Origin of the sequence: Enterobacter sp. 296B2 (assembly GCF_034106185.1) — a bacterium.
Taxonomy (GTDB): Bacteria; Pseudomonadota; Gammaproteobacteria; order Enterobacterales; family Enterobacteriaceae; genus Enterobacter; species Enterobacter cloacae_N.
On sequence record NZ_JAWNCA010000009.1, the window covers coordinates 13,954 to 28,976 of the forward strand.

17 protein-coding genes are annotated in these 15,023 nt (G+C 56.0%); 12 read left to right on the forward strand and 5 right to left on the reverse strand.

The features are described 5' to 3' along the window. Window positions 1-176: 176 nt before the first annotated feature. The 12 genes from blr to gstA all read left to right on the forward strand — a co-directional run bounded on the left by blr (window position 177) and on the right by gstA (window position 10,354). A complete protein-coding gene (gene blr, locus URZ40_RS08840) occupies window positions 177-302 on the forward strand; it encodes a division septum protein Blr (protein ID WP_168733269.1) in 126 nt (41 codons plus the stop codon). A gap of 233 nt (window positions 303-535) precedes the next feature. Then, window positions 536-751 carry a transcription modulator YdgT gene (gene ydgT, locus URZ40_RS08845; RefSeq protein WP_013096896.1) on the forward strand — a complete coding sequence of 72 codons (216 nt, stop codon included), beginning with the start codon at window positions 536-538 and terminating at the stop codon, window positions 749-751. An 86-nt stretch (window positions 752-837) separates the two neighbouring features. Continuing rightward, window positions 838-1,278: a DUF2569 domain-containing protein gene (locus tag URZ40_RS08850; protein WP_320720369.1), complete on the forward strand. Its 441-nt coding sequence runs from the start codon at window positions 838-840 to the stop codon at window positions 1,276-1,278. A 76-nt stretch (window positions 1,279-1,354) separates the two neighbouring features. Further along, window positions 1,355-1,936 (forward strand): electron transport complex subunit RsxA, encoded by a 582-nt coding sequence (gene rsxA, locus URZ40_RS08855; protein ID WP_014883581.1) that lies wholly within the window; start codon window positions 1,355-1,357, stop codon window positions 1,934-1,936. Beyond that, entirely contained in the window at window positions 1,936-2,514 is a 579-nt protein-coding gene (gene rsxB / locus URZ40_RS08860) for an electron transport complex subunit RsxB (RefSeq protein WP_028012918.1), read from the forward strand. The genes rsxA and rsxB overlap by 1 nt, the downstream gene beginning before the upstream one ends. After that, the gene (gene rsxC / locus URZ40_RS08865; RefSeq protein ID WP_320720370.1) at window positions 2,507-4,528 is read left to right on the forward strand and encodes an electron transport complex subunit RsxC; all 2,022 of its coding nucleotides are present in this window, start codon (window positions 2,507-2,509) and stop codon (window positions 4,526-4,528) included. The genes rsxB and rsxC overlap by 8 nt, the downstream gene beginning before the upstream one ends. After that, window positions 4,529-5,581, forward strand: coding sequence for an electron transport complex subunit RsxD (gene rsxD / locus URZ40_RS08870; RefSeq protein WP_320720372.1), 1,053 nt, complete (start codon window positions 4,529-4,531; stop codon window positions 5,579-5,581). A gap of 10 nt (window positions 5,582-5,591) precedes the next feature. Next, window positions 5,592-6,218 (forward strand): electron transport complex subunit RsxG, encoded by a 627-nt coding sequence (gene rsxG / locus URZ40_RS08875; RefSeq protein WP_116340359.1) that lies wholly within the window; start codon window positions 5,592-5,594, stop codon window positions 6,216-6,218. Continuing rightward, entirely contained in the window at window positions 6,215-6,901 is a 687-nt protein-coding gene (locus URZ40_RS08880) for an electron transport complex subunit E (RefSeq protein ID WP_163329042.1), read from the forward strand. The genes rsxG and URZ40_RS08880 overlap by 4 nt, the downstream gene beginning before the upstream one ends. After that, window positions 6,898-7,533, forward strand: coding sequence for an endonuclease III (gene nth / locus URZ40_RS08885; RefSeq protein ID WP_008500570.1), 636 nt, complete (start codon window positions 6,898-6,900; stop codon window positions 7,531-7,533). The genes URZ40_RS08880 and nth overlap by 4 nt, the downstream gene beginning before the upstream one ends. A 601-nt stretch (window positions 7,534-8,134) precedes the next feature. After that, the gene (dtpA, locus tag URZ40_RS08890) at window positions 8,135-9,643 is read left to right on the forward strand and encodes a dipeptide/tripeptide permease DtpA (RefSeq protein ID WP_320720373.1); all 1,509 of its coding nucleotides are present in this window, start codon (window positions 8,135-8,137) and stop codon (window positions 9,641-9,643) included. Between the two features lie 105 nt (window positions 9,644-9,748). Then, window positions 9,749-10,354: a glutathione transferase GstA gene (gene gstA / locus URZ40_RS08895; protein ID WP_320720374.1), complete on the forward strand. Its 606-nt coding sequence runs from the start codon at window positions 9,749-9,751 to the stop codon at window positions 10,352-10,354. Window positions 10,355-10,431: 77 nt separating this feature from the next. Here the strand turns inward: gstA and pdxY are convergent, their stop codons facing one another. From pdxY to anmK, 5 genes are all read right to left on the reverse strand, one after another. Next, window positions 10,432-11,292, reverse strand: a complete 861-nt coding sequence (gene pdxY / locus URZ40_RS08900; protein ID WP_116340367.1) for a pyridoxal kinase PdxY — start codon at window positions 11,290-11,292, stop codon at window positions 10,432-10,434. A 66-nt stretch (window positions 11,293-11,358) separates the two neighbouring features. Further along, on the reverse strand, window positions 11,359-12,633 hold the full coding sequence (gene tyrS / locus URZ40_RS08905; protein WP_023311370.1) for a tyrosine--tRNA ligase: 1,275 nt from the start codon (window positions 12,631-12,633) through the stop codon (window positions 11,359-11,361). Between the two features lie 125 nt (window positions 12,634-12,758). Then, entirely contained in the window at window positions 12,759-13,415 is a 657-nt protein-coding gene (gene pdxH / locus URZ40_RS08910; RefSeq protein ID WP_028012909.1) for a pyridoxamine 5'-phosphate oxidase, read from the reverse strand. Window positions 13,416-13,472: 57 nt separating this feature from the next. Further along, window positions 13,473-13,796: a C-type lysozyme inhibitor gene (gene mliC, locus URZ40_RS08915; protein ID WP_116340370.1), complete on the reverse strand. Its 324-nt coding sequence runs from the start codon at window positions 13,794-13,796 to the stop codon at window positions 13,473-13,475. A 93-nt stretch (window positions 13,797-13,889) separates the two neighbouring features. After that, window positions 13,890-15,014, reverse strand: a complete 1,125-nt coding sequence (anmK, locus tag URZ40_RS08920) for an anhydro-N-acetylmuramic acid kinase (RefSeq protein ID WP_192981520.1) — start codon at window positions 15,012-15,014, stop codon at window positions 13,890-13,892. Between the last annotated feature and the right edge of the window lie 9 nt (window positions 15,015-15,023).

The following is a 15,023-nucleotide window of genomic DNA, read 5'->3' on the forward strand; positions in this document are numbered from 1 at the left end:
TGAGCCATGGCGCTTAAAATAGCAGGCTGTAGCGGTTATTTTTGTTACATAGTATTAACCTTCTGATTTTGTTTAAGGGAATCGTTCCCAAAGCGCTTGCCGTCAGAGAAACAGCGCTGTAACATTTGCGCCCTGTATTTATGGATAAATTACAACAGCAAATCATGGCATCAATTATTAATCGAATCATTGAATTAGCGGGATGGATTGTTCTTGGGGTTTCGGTCATTTTGCTCGGCGTAGCCAGCCATATTGATAACTACCAGCCGCCGGAGCCTGCTGCCGTCACCCATCCTAAGTAACCGGTTGCTGCGATAAAGAGTGACATAATATGTCAGTTTCATATTGCCAGCCCTGGTGAACGCGGTTAACCTTCTCTTCCAGGCATCGCCTTCGGTGCCTGAATTTCAGCAAAGAAAACTCCTAATTTCGTCGCGTTACCTGAGTGGGCTGTTTACGTCTTTATTAATCCGTTTATTATTCGACCGAATTACCTTAACTGGTATTACTCACTTTTATATGGAAACTTATTAATATGACAGTTCAGGACTATTTATTAAAATTTCGCAAGATCAATTCGCTTGAGAGCCTGGAAAAACTGTTTGACCATCTGAACTACACCCTGTCGGATAATCAGGACATTATCAATATGTATCGCGCCGCTGACCACCGCCGTGCGGAGCTGGTCTCCGGCGGACGCTTGTTCAACGTCGGCGAGGTGCCGAAGTCCGTATGGCGCTACGTTTTATAAGAAAGTAGCCATCCGCGCGAAATGTTATATACTCTCCGCCCTGCAAACTGGCTGTACAACATTTCGCGCAGATAATGGGAGAGTTCATGACCGCAACGCCTGGAGAACGCATCGGAGGCTGGTTAATCGCCCCACTGGCATGGCTGCTGGTTGCCTTATTAAGCGCATCGCTTGCGCTGCTGCTTTATACCACCGCATTGATTACCCCTCACGCCATCCAGACCCTGATGTCGCAAAGCGTGCTGAATATAGCTATGTGGTTTGTGTCGTTCGTTTTCGCGATTGGGATGTGGTACTACACCCTGTGGCTGACCATCGCCTTCTTTAAGCGCCGCAAGAGCGTGCCTAAGCACTATATTATCTGGCTGCTCATTTCGGTTCTGCTGGCGGTTAAAGCGTTTGCTTTCTCGCCCGTGCCTGACGCGCTTGCTGTCCGCCAGCTGCTTTTCCCGTTACTGGCTGCGGCGCTGCTGGTGCCCTATTTCAAGCGTTCAACGCGTGTGAAAAACACCTTCGTGAACCCGTAATAACCTTACAGATAACCTGTTGTCGCCTGACCCGGTTTGTCCGATAATAGGCGGCTTTTTTATTTCAGGCTAAATAATGACCGATTACTTACTGCTCTTTGTCGGCACCGTGCTGGTTAACAACTTCGTTCTGGTGAAGTTCCTTGGCCTGTGTCCGTTTATGGGCGTGTCCAAGAAGCTGGAAACGGCGATGGGCATGGGGCTGGCGACGACCTTTGTCATGACGATGGCGTCTATCTGCGCGTGGTTGATTGACACCTGGATCCTTATCCCGCTGGGGTTAATCTATCTCCGTACGCTGGCATTTATTCTGGTCATTGCGGTTGTGGTGCAATTTACTGAAATGGTGGTGCGTAAAACCAGCCCGGCGCTCTATCGCCTGCTGGGTATCTTCCTGCCGTTGATCACCACCAACTGCGCGGTACTCGGCGTGGCGCTGCTGAACATCAACCTTGGGCATAACTTTATGCAGTCGGCGCTGTACGGTTTTTCCGCCGCCGTCGGTTTCTCCTTTGTTATGGTTCTGTTCGCGTCGATTCGCGAACGTCTGGCGGCAGCGGACATCCCTGCGCCATTTCGCGGTAATGCCATTGCGCTGGTCACCGCGGGTTTAATGTCTCTGGCCTTTATGGGCTTTAGTGGTCTGGTGAAGTTGTAATGAATGCTATCTGGATTGCCATCGCCTCTATCAGCGTCCTGGGGTTGGTATTTGGCCTTATCCTGGGCTACGCCTCCCGCCGTTTCGCGGTAGAGGACGATCCTGTTGTTGAAAAAATTGATGAGCTTTTGCCGCAAAGTCAGTGCGGGCAGTGCGGCTACCCGGGCTGCCGCCCTTACGCTGAAGCGGTAGGGATTCAGGGTGAAAAAATTAACCGCTGTGCCCCCGGCGGCGAAGCGGTAATGCTGAAAATTGCCGCCCTGCTTAACGTAGATCCGCAGCCCGTAGATGGCGATGCGGAGGTGCAGGAGCCGGTTCGCGCCCTCGCCGTGATCGACGAAGCAAACTGCATCGGCTGCACCAAATGTATTCAGGCCTGTCCGGTTGACGCCATTGTCGGCGCGACCCGCGCCATGCACACCGTTGTGGCGGATCTGTGCACCGGCTGTAACCTCTGCGTGGCCCCCTGCCCGACGCAATGTATTGAGCTGCGCCCGGTTGAAACAACTACCGAAAGCTGGAAGTGGGATCTTCAAACCATTCCGGTTCGCAATATTCCTGTGGAACAACATGCTTAAGTTATTTTCTGCTTTCAGAAAAGAGAAGATTTGGGACTTTGACGGCGGGATCCATCCGCCGGAGATGAAAACCCAGTCCAACGGCACGCCGCTGCGTCAAATTCCGCTGGCGACCCGTTTCGTCATGCCGCTCAAGCAGCATATTGGCGCTGAAGGCGAGCTGTGCGTGAAAGAAGGCGATACGGTCCTGCGCGGTCAGCCGCTAACCTTTGGCCGTGGACGTATGCTGCCGATTCACGCCCCAACATCCGGTAAAGTGGTGGCGATTGCCCCTCATACGGTGGCGCACCCGTCCGCGCTGTCGGAGCTGAGCGTGATTATTGAAGCCGACGGCGAAGATCGCTGGATTGACCGTGACGGCTGGAGCGACTACCGCAGCCAGAGCCGCGAAGCGCTTATCGAGCGTATTCATCAGTACGGCGTCGCGGGGCTCGGCGGCGCGGGCTTCCCGACCGGCGTCAAGCTGCGCGGCGGCGGCGATAACATTCAGACGCTGATTATTAACGCCGCCGAGTGCGAGCCGTATATCACCGCTGACGATCGTCTGATGCAGGATTGCGCCGCCCAGGTGGTGGAAGGCATCCGCATCCTCGCGCACATCTTACAGCCGCGAGAAGTGTTGATTGGTATTGAAGACAATAAACCGCAGGCTATCTCGATGCTGCGCGCCGTGCTGGCCGGTAGCCATGATATCGCACTGCGCGTCATTCCGACCAAGTACCCTTCTGGCGGCGCAAAACAGCTGACGCAAATCCTCACCGGAAAGCAGGTGCCGCACGGCGGACGCTCGTCGGATATCGGCGTACTGATGCAAAACGTCGGAACCGCTTACGCCGTGAAGCGCGCGGTGATTGACGGCGAGCCGTTGACCGAACGCGTGGTGACGCTGACCGGAGAGTCGGTCTCTCGTCCGGGCAACGTCTGGGCACGTCTTGGTACGCCGGTGCGCCACCTGCTGGAACAGGCTGAATTTTGCCCGGCCAGCGACCAGATGGTGATCATGGGCGGCCCGCTGATGGGCTTTACCCTGCCGTGGCTCGATGTCCCGGTAGTGAAAATCACCAACTGTCTGCTCGCCCCTTCCCCGACTGAGATGGGCGAAGAACAGGAAGAGAAAGGCTGCATCCGCTGCAGCGCCTGTGCCGATGCCTGCCCGGCGGATCTGCTCCCGCAGCAGCTGTACTGGTACAGCAAAGGCCAGCTGCACGATGAAGCCAAAGCCCATAACCTGGCCGACTGTATCGAATGCGGCGCCTGCGCCTGGGTCTGTCCAAGCAACATTCCGCTGGTGCAGTACTTCCGCCAGGAGAAGGCCGAGATTTATGCCATCTCCATGGAAGAAAAACGCGCCGCGGAAGCCAGGGCTCGCTTCGAAGCGCGCCAGGCGCGTCTCGAACGTGAGAAGATGGCTCGTCAGGAGCGACATAAGCAGGCCGCCGTTCAGCCTGCCGAAAAAGATCAGTATGCGATTAACGCCGCCCTGGCGCGCGTTCGCGAGAAAAAAGCCAATGCCGCCCAGACGCTGGTGATCCAGGCCGGTGAAAAACCGGATAACAGCGAAGCGATTGCCGCCCGCGAAGCACGTAAGGCTGCGGCCCGCGCCCGCCAGGCGGAAAAAGCGCAAACGGCACAGCCGGAAGCTGAAGTCGATCCACGCAAAGCTGCCGTTGAAGCGGCCATTGCCCGCGCCAAAGCCCGCAAGGCCGGGGAGCAGCAGGTAGTGGTTGAACAGGAAGCGGTCGATCCGCGTAAAGCCGCCGTTGAAGCCGCAATTGCCCGCGCCAAAGCGCGCAAAGCGGCGCAGCAGGCGCCTGCCGCAGAACCCGAAGCACCGGTCGACCCGCGTAAAGCCGCCGTTGAAGCCGCGATTGCTCGCGCCAAAGCGCGTAAAGCGGCACAGCAGGAAGAGCAGCCGCAGGCCGCAAACGACGACCCGCGCAAGGCCGCCGTCGCGGCCGCGATCGCGCGCGTTCAGGCGAAGAAAGCCGCACAGCAAGCCGTAAACGAGGATTAAATGGTTTTCAGAATCGCAAGTTCCCCTTACACCCACAACCAGCGTCAGACCTCGCGCATCATGATGCTGGTCTGCCTGGCCGCGCTGCCGGGCATTGCCGTTCAGTGCTGGTTTTTCGGCTGGGGAACCCTGTTCCAGATAGCCCTGGGCTGTTCCAGCGCCATAGCAGCAGAGGCTCTCGTGCTGAAGCTGCGCAAGATGGCCGTTTCACGCATCCTGGCCGACAACTCCGCGCTGCTGACCGGCCTGCTGCTGGCCATCAGTATTCCGCCGTTTGCCCCGTGGTGGATGGTGATACTTGGTACCGTGTTTGCCGTAATTATTGCTAAACAGCTGTATGGCGGGCTGGGCCATAACCCGTTTAATCCGGCGATGATTGGCTACGTGGTGCTGCTGATCTCTTTCCCGGTGCAGATGACCAGCTGGCTTCCTCCGCACGAGATTGCGGCCACGGTTCCGGGCTTTATGGATGCCCTGCACGTGATCTTTACCGGCCATACGGCGCTGGGGGCTGATATGAACGCGCTGCGTATGGGCGTGGACGGCATCAGCCAGGCGACGCCTCTCGATACCTTCAAAACGTCCCTGCATGCCGGGCACAGCGTTGAGCAGACCATGAAATCCGCGATCTACAGCGGCATGCTGGCGGGCGCGGGCTGGCAGTGGGTCAACCTGGCGTATCTGCTGGGCGGCCTGTTCCTGCTGCAGCAAAAAGCCATTCGCTGGCATATTCCGGTGAGCTTCCTCGTGACGCTGGCGTTCTGCGCCACGCTGGGCTGGCTCTTCTCTCCTGAATTACTGGCCAGCCCGCAGATGCATTTGCTTTCCGGTGCGACCATGCTGGGTGCCTTCTTTATCCTGACGGATCCGGTTACGGCATCTACGACTAACCGCGGCCGTCTGATCTTCGGCGCGCTGGCCGGGCTGCTGGTGTGGCTTATTCGCAGCTTTGGCGGATACCCGGACGGCGTGGCGTTTGCCGTGCTGCTTGCCAACATTACCGTTCCGCTCATCGACTATTACACGCGCCCCCGCGTGTACGGCCATCGCTAAGGGTTTCGCCATGCTAAAAACGATGCAAAAACACGGCGTTACGCTGGCAGTCTTCGCCGCGGTCCTGACCGGGCTGACGGCACTGGTCAATGCGCTGACCAAAACGACCATTGAAGAACAGGCGCTGAAGCAGCAAAAGGCGCTGTTCGATCAGGTGATCCCATCCGATTTCTACGATAATGACCTGCAAAAAAGCTGCTTTGTGGTAGACGCGACGCAGCTTGGAAAAGGCACGCACCGTGTCTTTATCGCCCGCAAAGGAGATAAACCCGTAGGCGCAGTGATGGAAGCGACGGCGCCCGATGGCTATTCTGGCTCCATTCAACTGCTTGTCGGCAGCGATTTCACCGGAACCATACTGGGCACCCGCGTGACGGAACACCATGAAACGCCGGGCCTGGGCGATAAAATTGAAACCCGGCTGAGCGACTGGATTTTGCACTTTGCCGGTAAAGTAATCCATGGCGAAGGTGACACCGCGTTTGCGGTGAAGAAAGACGGCGGTGAGTTTGACCAGTTCACCGGCGCAACCATCACGCCGCGCGCCGTGGTGAACGCCGTAAAACGAGCCGGGCTATATGCTGAAACGCTGCCCGCGCAAATCAACAATCTTCCGGCCTGTGGGGAGTCATCATGAGCCAGGTTAAAGAGGTTATTGTCCAGGGGCTGTGGAAGAACAACTCCGCGCTGGTACAGCTTCTGGGACTCTGTCCGCTGCTGGCGGTGACATCTACCGCTACCAACGCGCTCGGGCTGGGCCTGGCGACCACGCTGGTGCTGACCCTGACCAACTTCTCTATTTCTGTTTTGCGCCGCTGGACGCCGTCGGAGATCCGTATTCCGATTTACGTGATGATCATTGCGTCGGTGGTGAGCGTCGTGCAGATGCTTATCAACGCTTACGCGTTTGGCCTGTACCAGTCGCTCGGGATTTTTATTCCGCTTATCGTGACCAACTGCATCGTCGTTGGCCGCGCTGAGGCTTTCGCGGTAAAAAACAACCCGGCCATTTCCGCTCTGGATGGGTTTTCCATCGGCATGGGCGCGACTGCCGCCATGTTCGTCCTCGGGTCCATGCGTGAAATTCTCGGCAACGGGACGCTCTTCGACGGTGCAGATGCCCTGCTGGGCGGCTGGGCCAAGGTGCTGCGCATAGAAGTGTTCCACACCGACACGCCATTCCTGCTGGCGATGCTACCGCCTGGCGCGTTCATTGGCCTTGGCATGATGCTGGCGGTAAAATACCTGATTGATGAAAAACGTAAGCGCCGCGCGGCAGAGCGCAGCGTTCTGGAAGGGACACCCGAGAAGGCTTCATGAATAAAGAAAAGCGCATTGCGATCCTGACTCGTCTGCGGGACGAGAACCCGCACCCGACGACGGAGCTGAATTTTACCTCCCCGTTTGAGCTGCTGATCGCGGTGCTGCTCTCTGCGCAGGCGACCGATGTGAGCGTCAACAAAGCCACTGCCCTGCTCTATCCGGTCGCCAATACGCCAAAAGCGATGCTGGAGCTGGGCGTGGAGGGCGTTAAGTCTTATATCAAAACCATCGGCCTGTTTAACAGCAAGGCGGAGAACGTTATTAAGACCTGCCGGATCCTGCTGGAACAGCACGGAGGCGAGGTGCCGGAAGACCGCGCGGCTTTGGAGGCATTACCGGGGGTGGGACGTAAAACCGCGAACGTTGTACTCAATACCGCGTTTGGCTGGCCGACGATAGCCGTTGATACCCATATATTCCGCGTCTCAAACCGGACCAACTTCGCCCCAGGGAAAAATGTCGAGCAGGTAGAAGAGAAGCTGTTAAAAGTGGTCCCTGCCGAATTCAAGGTTGACTGCCATCACTGGCTGATTTTGCACGGTCGTTATACCTGCATAGCCCGAAAGCCGCGCTGCGGCTCCTGTATTATTGAAGATCTCTGCGAATATAAAGAAAAAGTGTATCCCTGACTTTTATCCGCAATCACAATCCCATACCAGGAGAGGGCCTTTCAGAAATCCTTCTCCTGACCATAAATCATCCGCCTTCTTTATCCTCCAGCCTGTCACTTCTTCGGCGCTATAACGCTCAAACAGGTTAATAGTTTTTTCATAGCCAAAAATTTCTATACATCTGTGATCGCGATCACTCTGATAACGTCATGTTGATTTTTTGTAGTCAAAGTCATCGCAAACCCTTTGCCGGGCAAGATATAACTGTGCTTACCCGGAAGATAAGACCAGCTATTTTTCAGAATATGGGCTATATCACTGCAACAGACGGCAAATAGCAGAACATATCGCCAAAAGCCCATCACACAGGGTGTATACCAGTCGAAAAAACTACCTTTAGTTATCGTATAAAATTTAACGCTGAATAACATTTGCAGAAACCGACGATTATACCGCTCCAGATATATGTAACAGAGTATTACAAACGTATTGCCAGACGGGTCAGGATAGTGAACATTACCCGCCGTTTCTCCTCCCAATATAACTATAAGGCGGATGGGCTACGGCCATCACGCTATGAACACCCCCGTTAATATGGGATGTAAAAAAAGAGGTATATGTGTCGACTGCAAACAATAAACCAACAGATGAAAGCGTGAGTCTGAACGCTTTTAAACAACCGAAAGCGTTTTATCTCATCTTCTCTATCGAGTTATGGGAGCGTTTTGGTTACTACGGCCTGCAAGGGATCATGGCGGTTTACCTGGTTAAACAACTGGGTATGTCCGAAGCCGATTCCATCACGCTGTTCTCCTCCTTCAGTGCCCTCGTCTACGGTCTGGTTGCCATCGGCGGCTGGCTGGGTGATAAAGTTCTTGGTACTAAGCGCGTCATTATGCTGGGCGCTATTGTTCTGGCTATTGGCTATGGTCTGGTTGCATGGTCTGGACATGATGCGGCTGTGGTCTATATGGGCATGGCAACCATCGCCGTGGGTAACGGTCTGTTCAAAGCGAACCCGTCTTCCCTGCTCTCAACCTGCTACAGCAAAGATGACCCACGTCTGGACGGTGCATTTACCATGTACTACATGTCCATCAACATTGGTTCCTTCTTCTCCATGCTGGCAACCCCATGGCTGGCCGCGAAATTTGGCTGGAGCGTGGCGTTTGCGCTGAGCTTCGTGGGTATGCTGATCACCGTGGTGAACTTCCTGTTCTGCCGCAGCTGGGTAAAAGACTACGGTTCAAAACCTGACTTCGAGCCAGTACACATGGGTAAACTGCTGGCGACTATCGTGGGCGTTGTCGTCCTGGCGGCGATCGCCACCTGGCTGCTGCACAACCAGGGTATCGCTCGTGCCGTTCTGGGCGTGGTTGCGCTGGGTATCGTGGTCATCTTCGCGAAAGAAGCGTTCGCTATGCAGGGTGCTGCGCGCCGTAAGATGATTGTGGCGTTCATTCTGATGCTGGAAGCGATTATCTTCTTCGTGCTGTACAGCCAGATGCCAACCTCTCTGAACTTCTTCGCGATTCGTAACGTGGAGCACTCCATCCTGGGCATCGCGTTCGAGCCGGAGCAGTTCCAGGCGCTGAACCCGTTCTGGATCATGATTGGTTCCCCGATTCTGGCCGCAATCTATAACAAGATGGGCGACCGTCTGCCAATGCCGCACAAGTTCGCGGTGGGTATGGTGCTCTGTTCTGGCGCGTTCCTGGTGCTGCCGCTGGGGACTAAATTTGCGTCCGACGCAGGTATCGTGTCCGTGAACTGGCTGATCCTGAGCTACGCGCTGCAGTCTATTGGTGAACTGATGATCTCCGGTCTGGGTCTGGCGATGGTTGCGCAGCTGGTGCCTCAGCGTCTGATGGGCTTCATCATGGGTAGCTGGTTCCTGACCACTGCCGGTGCGGCGATCATCGCAGGTAAGATTGCGAACCTGATGGCTGTGCCAGAAAACGTGACCGATCCACTGCTCTCCCTGAACGTCTACGGTACCGTGTTCATGCAGATTGGTATCGCTACGGCGGTTATCGCGGCGCTGATGCTGCTGACCGCGCCGAAACTGAATCGAATGACTCAGGACGACGACAAGACGGCTGAAGCGGCCAAAACCGCTACCGCGTAATATCTGAGAGAAACGACTGAACAGAAGCCGCTAAGAGATTAGCGGCTTTTTTTTTGTCCCTTCGCGCACTAACATAGCTGAAACCTCAGCAAAAAGGAGTTACCGATGAAACTGTTCTACAAACCGGGCGCGTGCTCTCTTGCTTCCCATATCACCCTGCGCGAGAGCGGCAAAGATTTCACGCTGGATGGCGTTGATCTGATGAAAAAGCGCCTGGAAAACGGGGATGACTTTTTTGCGATTAATCCAAAAGGGCAGGTTCCGGCCCTGCTGCTGGATGACGGTACTCTGCTGACCGAAGGCGTGGCGATTATGCAATTCCTGGCGGACAACGTACCGGATCGCCAGCTCCTTGCCCCTACCGGCAGCGTCGCACGTTATAAGACGCTGGAGTGGTTAAACTATATCGCCACCGAGCTGCACAAAGGCTTTACCCCCCTGTTCCGCCCGGAAACGCCGGAAGAGTACAAGCCAACCGTGCGAGCCCTGCTGGAGAAAAAGCTGCAGTTTGTGAATGAAGCGCTGAAAGACGATCAGTGGATTTGTGGTTCACGTTTCACCATTGCCGACGCGTACCTGTTTACCGTACTGCGCTGGGCGCGTGCGGTTAAGCTGAACCTGGAGGGGTTGGACCACATCGCATCGTATATGGCGCGCGTGGCGGAGCGTCCAGCGGTGGCTGCGGCGCTAAAAGCGGAAGGTCTTAACTAATATCGCCCGGCGGCGCTGCGCTTGCACGGGCCTACGGGTTAAGTAGGCCAGGTAAGCGCAGCGCCAACCGGCATCGTTTAAAGCTGCGTTGCGCTGAAATAATGCTCCGGCTTAGCGATTCGATCCTGTGCCGCGACCACCTGCAGTTCATATTCCTGCATATCTTTCGTCGCAATCATAATTTCATACACCGCTGCCGTAACGTGCTCCAGCGCGTCTCTCACCGTTGCGCCCTGCAACAGTTTCACCAGCAGCAGCCCGCTGGTCACATCCCCCACTCCTACCGGCTGACGCGTGCCGAAATCCACCAGCGGGCGGCTGATATGCCATGCGTCATCTTTCGTCACCAGCAGCATCTCAAAACGCTCCTGGGTCAGTCCTGCGCGGGCGAGATGTTTTACCAGCACAATTTCAGGCCCCTGGGCTATCAGCTCGCGAGACGCGCGTACCGCCTCTTCTACGCTATTAACCGAATGCTCGCAGAGGATCTCCAGCTCAATCAGGTTGGGCGCAATGATATCGCTGGCGGGCAACGCATGACGAACGTGAAACTCCGCTACGCCAGGCGCCACGATGCAGCCTTTCTCCGGGTGTCCCATGACGGGGTCGCAGAAGTATTTTGCCGCCGGGTTTGCCGCTTTAACCTGACGCACGATACCGAGGATATGTTCCCCCTGCTCCGCTGAGCCGAGGTAGCCGCTCAGCACGGCGTCACAGCGTTTGAGCTGGTCGATATCGGCAATACCCTGCACAACCTCGGTGAGGTGTGAAGGCGGCATCACGCAGCCGGTCCATTTGCCGTATTGCGTATGGTTAGAGAACTGCACGGTATTAAGGGGCCAGACGTTGGCACCGAGGCGGCGCATCGGGAACTCCGCTGCGCTATTGCCAGCATGTCCAAATACAACGTGGGACTGAATGGCGAGGATGTTCTTCATCTTTTACTTACCAAACCCGAAAAAAACAAAAAGGGCGTGGTTTCCCACGCCCCTGAAGACTTTTAATTATTTCCAGCAGACCAGACAGTAGTTTTTCTTACCGCGGCGCAGCAGCGTGTAGCGGCCATACAGACGATCGCCGTCAACGAAGGTGTATTCCGGGTCAGCCTGCTTTTCACCGTTGATGGTGATAGCGTTGGACGCGATGGTTTTACGCGCCTGACCGCGGGAAGGCTGGAGCTCAGAGTCCACCAGCGCCTGCATCAGGTCAGCCCCTTTTTCCATTTCGACCATCGGCACACCGTCCTGCGCCAGCTGCTCGAAGTCCGCTTCGCTCAGATCGCTCAGGGTACCGTTGAACAGGCTTGCAGTAATGCGTTTTGCCGCGGCCAGACCTTCTTCACCGTGAACCAGTTTGGTCACTTCATCCGCCAGCACGTACTGGGCACGCGGTGCTTTACCGCTGTTCTTATCTTCCTCTTCCAGCGCGTTGATCTCTGCAATGTCCATGAAGGTGAAGAACTTCAGGAAGCGGTAAACATCGGCGTCCGCCGTGTTGATCCAGAACTGGTAGAATTTGTACGGACTGGTTTTCTTCGGATCCAGCCACACCGCGCCGCCTTCGGTTTTACCGAATTTGGTGCCGTCCGCTTTGGTAATCAATGGAACGGTCAGGCCAAACACCTGGTTCTGATGCAGACGACGGGTCAGGTCGATACCGGAGGTGATGTTCCCCCACTGGTCAGAACCGCCGATCTGCAGAGAAACGCCGTGCAGCTTGTTCAGGCAGGCAAAGTCATAGCCCTGCAGCAGGTTGTAGGAGAACTCGGTAAAGGAGATACCCTGATCGTCACGGTTCAGACGCTGCTTCACGGCTTCTTTATTAATCATCTGGTTAACAGAGAAGTGCTTGCCGATGTCTCGCAGGAAGGTCAGCACGTTCATGCTGCCAAACCAGTCGTAGTTGTTGGCGGCAATGGCAGAGTTATCACCACAGTTGAAGTCGAGGAACGGTGCAACCTGCTTGCGGATCTTATCCACCCACTCCTGCACGGTATCTTCGGTGTTCAGCTTACGCTCCGCGGCTTTAAAGCTTGGGTCACCAATCAGACCGGTCGCGCCGCCCACCAGGGCAACAGGCTTATGGCCCGCCATCTGGAAGCGTTTCAGGCATAACAATGGAACAAGATGCCCCAAATGCAAGCTGTCAGCGGTGGGATCGAAGCCGCAATAGAGCGCGATCGGGCCTTGCGCCAGTCGCTCTGCTAACGCTTCCTCGTCCGTCACCTGGGCCACGAGGCCCCGCTCTTGCAATTGTTTAATCAAGTTACTGCTTGCCATCAAATTCTCCATGTATAAACGACTGCACCTTTGCCGGTACACGACTTTTCGCCTGATGCGAAAGGACAATAGAATAAAGCGCAAGCGCGGTGTGCGCTAGCGCTTAAATCAACAAATTTCGGGGATTACGGTGCCAGTCTGTCGATTTTCCAGCCGCCATTCTCGCGCTGGTATAAAAAGCGGTCGTGCAGGCGATGCTCACCGCCCTGCCAGAACTCCATCTGCTCAATCGGAATGCGGAAGCCGCCCCAGAAGCTTGGCAGGGGAATTTCCCCCTGCTGGAACTTCTGTTTCAGCTCCAGGAACTTACTTTCCAGCACGCCGCGGGCAGAGATCCGGCTGGACTGTTTTGACACCCAGGCGCCAATCTGGCTGTCGCGTGGACGGCTGTGGAAATACTTCACCACCTCCAGCGTCGAAAGACGTTCCGCCTTGCCGGTGACCATCACCTGACGTTCCAGCATGTGCCAGGGGAACAGCAGGCTGATGCGGGGATTATTTTCCAGATGGTGCGCCTTGCGGCTACCCAGGTTGGTATAGAACACCAGCCCTTTCTCGTCGTAATGCTTGAGCAAGACGATGCGCTGATACGGTTGACCGTTTTCATCTACCGTCGCGACGACCATGGCCGTTGGGTCAGCCAGCTTCGCATCGCAGGCCTGTTTCAGCCAGCGTTCAAAGAGCACGAGGGGTTCAGCGGGAAGATCCTGGCGGCGCAGGCCGCCTTTGGTGTATTCACGGCGCAGATGCGCAATTTGCTGCAGTTCATCGTTATCTGACATGGCGTTAGCTGATCTTGAGATTGGGTGGCGCTATTGTGCGCCGCCCCTGTAAAAATCTCAACGCTTCGGATTTTCAAGCTGGCAGTTGTTCAGCACAATGCGGTCGCGTTTGTAGACCGTAGCGCTGTCGCCTTTTGACCAGAACACATAGATACCGTCAGAATAACGTGCCCCGGAGGCCGAGATCCCCTGTTTAAGGGTCAGCAGCTTATTGTCGTAAACGAAGCTGGCTTCCTGACGTGGGTTATTCAACTTCACGGTCAGCGGTTTTTCATCGCAGCGATACTCCAGCGTATCGGTCTGCATGCGCTCAAGGAACTGGTTATAGACGCTGCACCCTGACAGCAATAAAGGCGCGACAATAAGAAGAACTTTTTTCATGGGCGTATTCCGTAGACTTTCCTGGTCCTGGAGGGCATGACCGCCCTCCTGTTTTACTCCATTCTAACGACGAGACGACGCGCTGAATTTCAGTTAACTCTGATTATGACGCGGATTTGCCGGGAAAATCGCCCCGAGGACACTGGCCTCGCGCGCGCCGGTTACCGACGGCAAATTGCCCGGTAGCCCGGCGATGGTGCGCCAGGCAAGCCAGGCGAAAGCCAGCGCTTCCATATCATCACCGCTGATGCCGGCCTCGTCCGTCGTCGTCACTTCTGTACCCGGCAGCAGCCCGGCAAGGCGTGCCATCACCAACGGGTTTCGGCTTCCGCCGCCGCACACCAGCAGGCGTTCGCAGCCGCCGCTGAGCAGCACTTGCTCAGAGATAGACACGGCCGTTAATTCGGCAAGCGTCGCCTGAATATCCTGCGGGGCCAGTGCCGGGAACAGCGCCAGCTGGCGCTCAAGCCAGCCAAAGTTGAAGTATTCACGCCCCGTGCTTTTCGGCGCCGGCAAGGCAAAATATGGGTCGCTGAGCATAGACTGCAGCAGCGGGAGGATCACTTTACCCTCGCTCGCCCACTCGGCGTTTTTATCATACGGTTGACCGCACTGCCGCCAGATCCAGGCATCCATTAGCATATTCCCGGGGCCGGTATCGTAGCCGCGAACGGGCTGCCCCGGAATAAGCATCGAGAGGTTAGCAATCCCGCCAATGTTGAGCACCATGCGACGCTCTGAAGGATGCGCCAACAGCGCCTGATGGAAAGCAGGCACCAGCGGTGCGCCCTGCCCGCCAAGGGCAATATCGCGACGACGGAAATCCCCGACGACCGTCACGCCCGTCTTTGCCACTATCTGGTTGTTATCGCCGATTTGCAACGTATGCGGCGCCTCGCCAACCGGCTCATGCCAGACGGTTTGTCCATGGCACCCGATGGCGACCACATCCTGAGGTCGAAGATGTTCTTTTTGCATTAACGCCTGCACCGCATCCGCAAACAGCGCCCCCAGGCGAACATCAAGTTGACCAAGCTGGGAGAGAGTCAGCTGCTGCCCCTGACAGATACTCAGAATATCCTCTTTCAGCGAAATGGGGATTGGCCAGGTCAGGCTCGCCTGCTGTGCTACCATATGTTCGTCAATGGCGGCCAGAACGACATCTACCCCATCCAGACTGGTGCCCGACATCACACCAATGTAGCGACCCGATTTCATGCGCTTTCC

Coding starts and splice junctions, on each gene's coding strand:
- ydgT (WP_013096896.1), top strand. CDS start 536: ATGACAGTTCAGGACTATTTATTAAAATTTCGCAAGATCAATTCGCTT.
- URZ40_RS08850 (WP_320720369.1), top strand. CDS start 838: ATGACCGCAACGCCTGGAGAACGCATCGGAGGCTGGTTAATCGCCCCA.
- rsxA (WP_014883581.1), top strand. CDS start 1,355: ATGACCGATTACTTACTGCTCTTTGTCGGCACCGTGCTGGTTAACAAC.
- rsxB (WP_028012918.1), top strand. CDS start 1,936: ATGAATGCTATCTGGATTGCCATCGCCTCTATCAGCGTCCTGGGGTTG.
- rsxC (WP_320720370.1), top strand. CDS start 2,507: ATGCTTAAGTTATTTTCTGCTTTCAGAAAAGAGAAGATTTGGGACTTT.
- rsxD (WP_320720372.1), top strand. CDS start 4,529: ATGGTTTTCAGAATCGCAAGTTCCCCTTACACCCACAACCAGCGTCAG.
- rsxG (WP_116340359.1), top strand. CDS start 5,592: ATGCTAAAAACGATGCAAAAACACGGCGTTACGCTGGCAGTCTTCGCC.
- URZ40_RS08880 (WP_163329042.1), top strand. CDS start 6,215: ATGAGCCAGGTTAAAGAGGTTATTGTCCAGGGGCTGTGGAAGAACAAC.
- nth (WP_008500570.1), top strand. CDS start 6,898: ATGAATAAAGAAAAGCGCATTGCGATCCTGACTCGTCTGCGGGACGAG.
- gstA (WP_320720374.1), top strand. CDS start 9,749: ATGAAACTGTTCTACAAACCGGGCGCGTGCTCTCTTGCTTCCCATATC.
- pdxY (WP_116340367.1), bottom strand. CDS start 11,292: ATGAAGAACATCCTCGCCATTCAGTCCCACGTTGTATTTGGACATGCT.
- tyrS (WP_023311370.1), bottom strand. CDS start 12,633: ATGGCAAGCAGTAACTTGATTAAACAATTGCAAGAGCGGGGCCTCGTG.
- pdxH (WP_028012909.1), bottom strand. CDS start 13,415: ATGTCAGATAACGATGAACTGCAGCAAATTGCGCATCTGCGCCGTGAA.
- mliC (WP_116340370.1), bottom strand. CDS start 13,796: ATGAAAAAAGTTCTTCTTATTGTCGCGCCTTTATTGCTGTCAGGGTGC.
- anmK (WP_192981520.1), bottom strand. CDS start 15,014: ATGAAATCGGGTCGCTACATTGGTGTGATGTCGGGCACCAGTCTGGAT.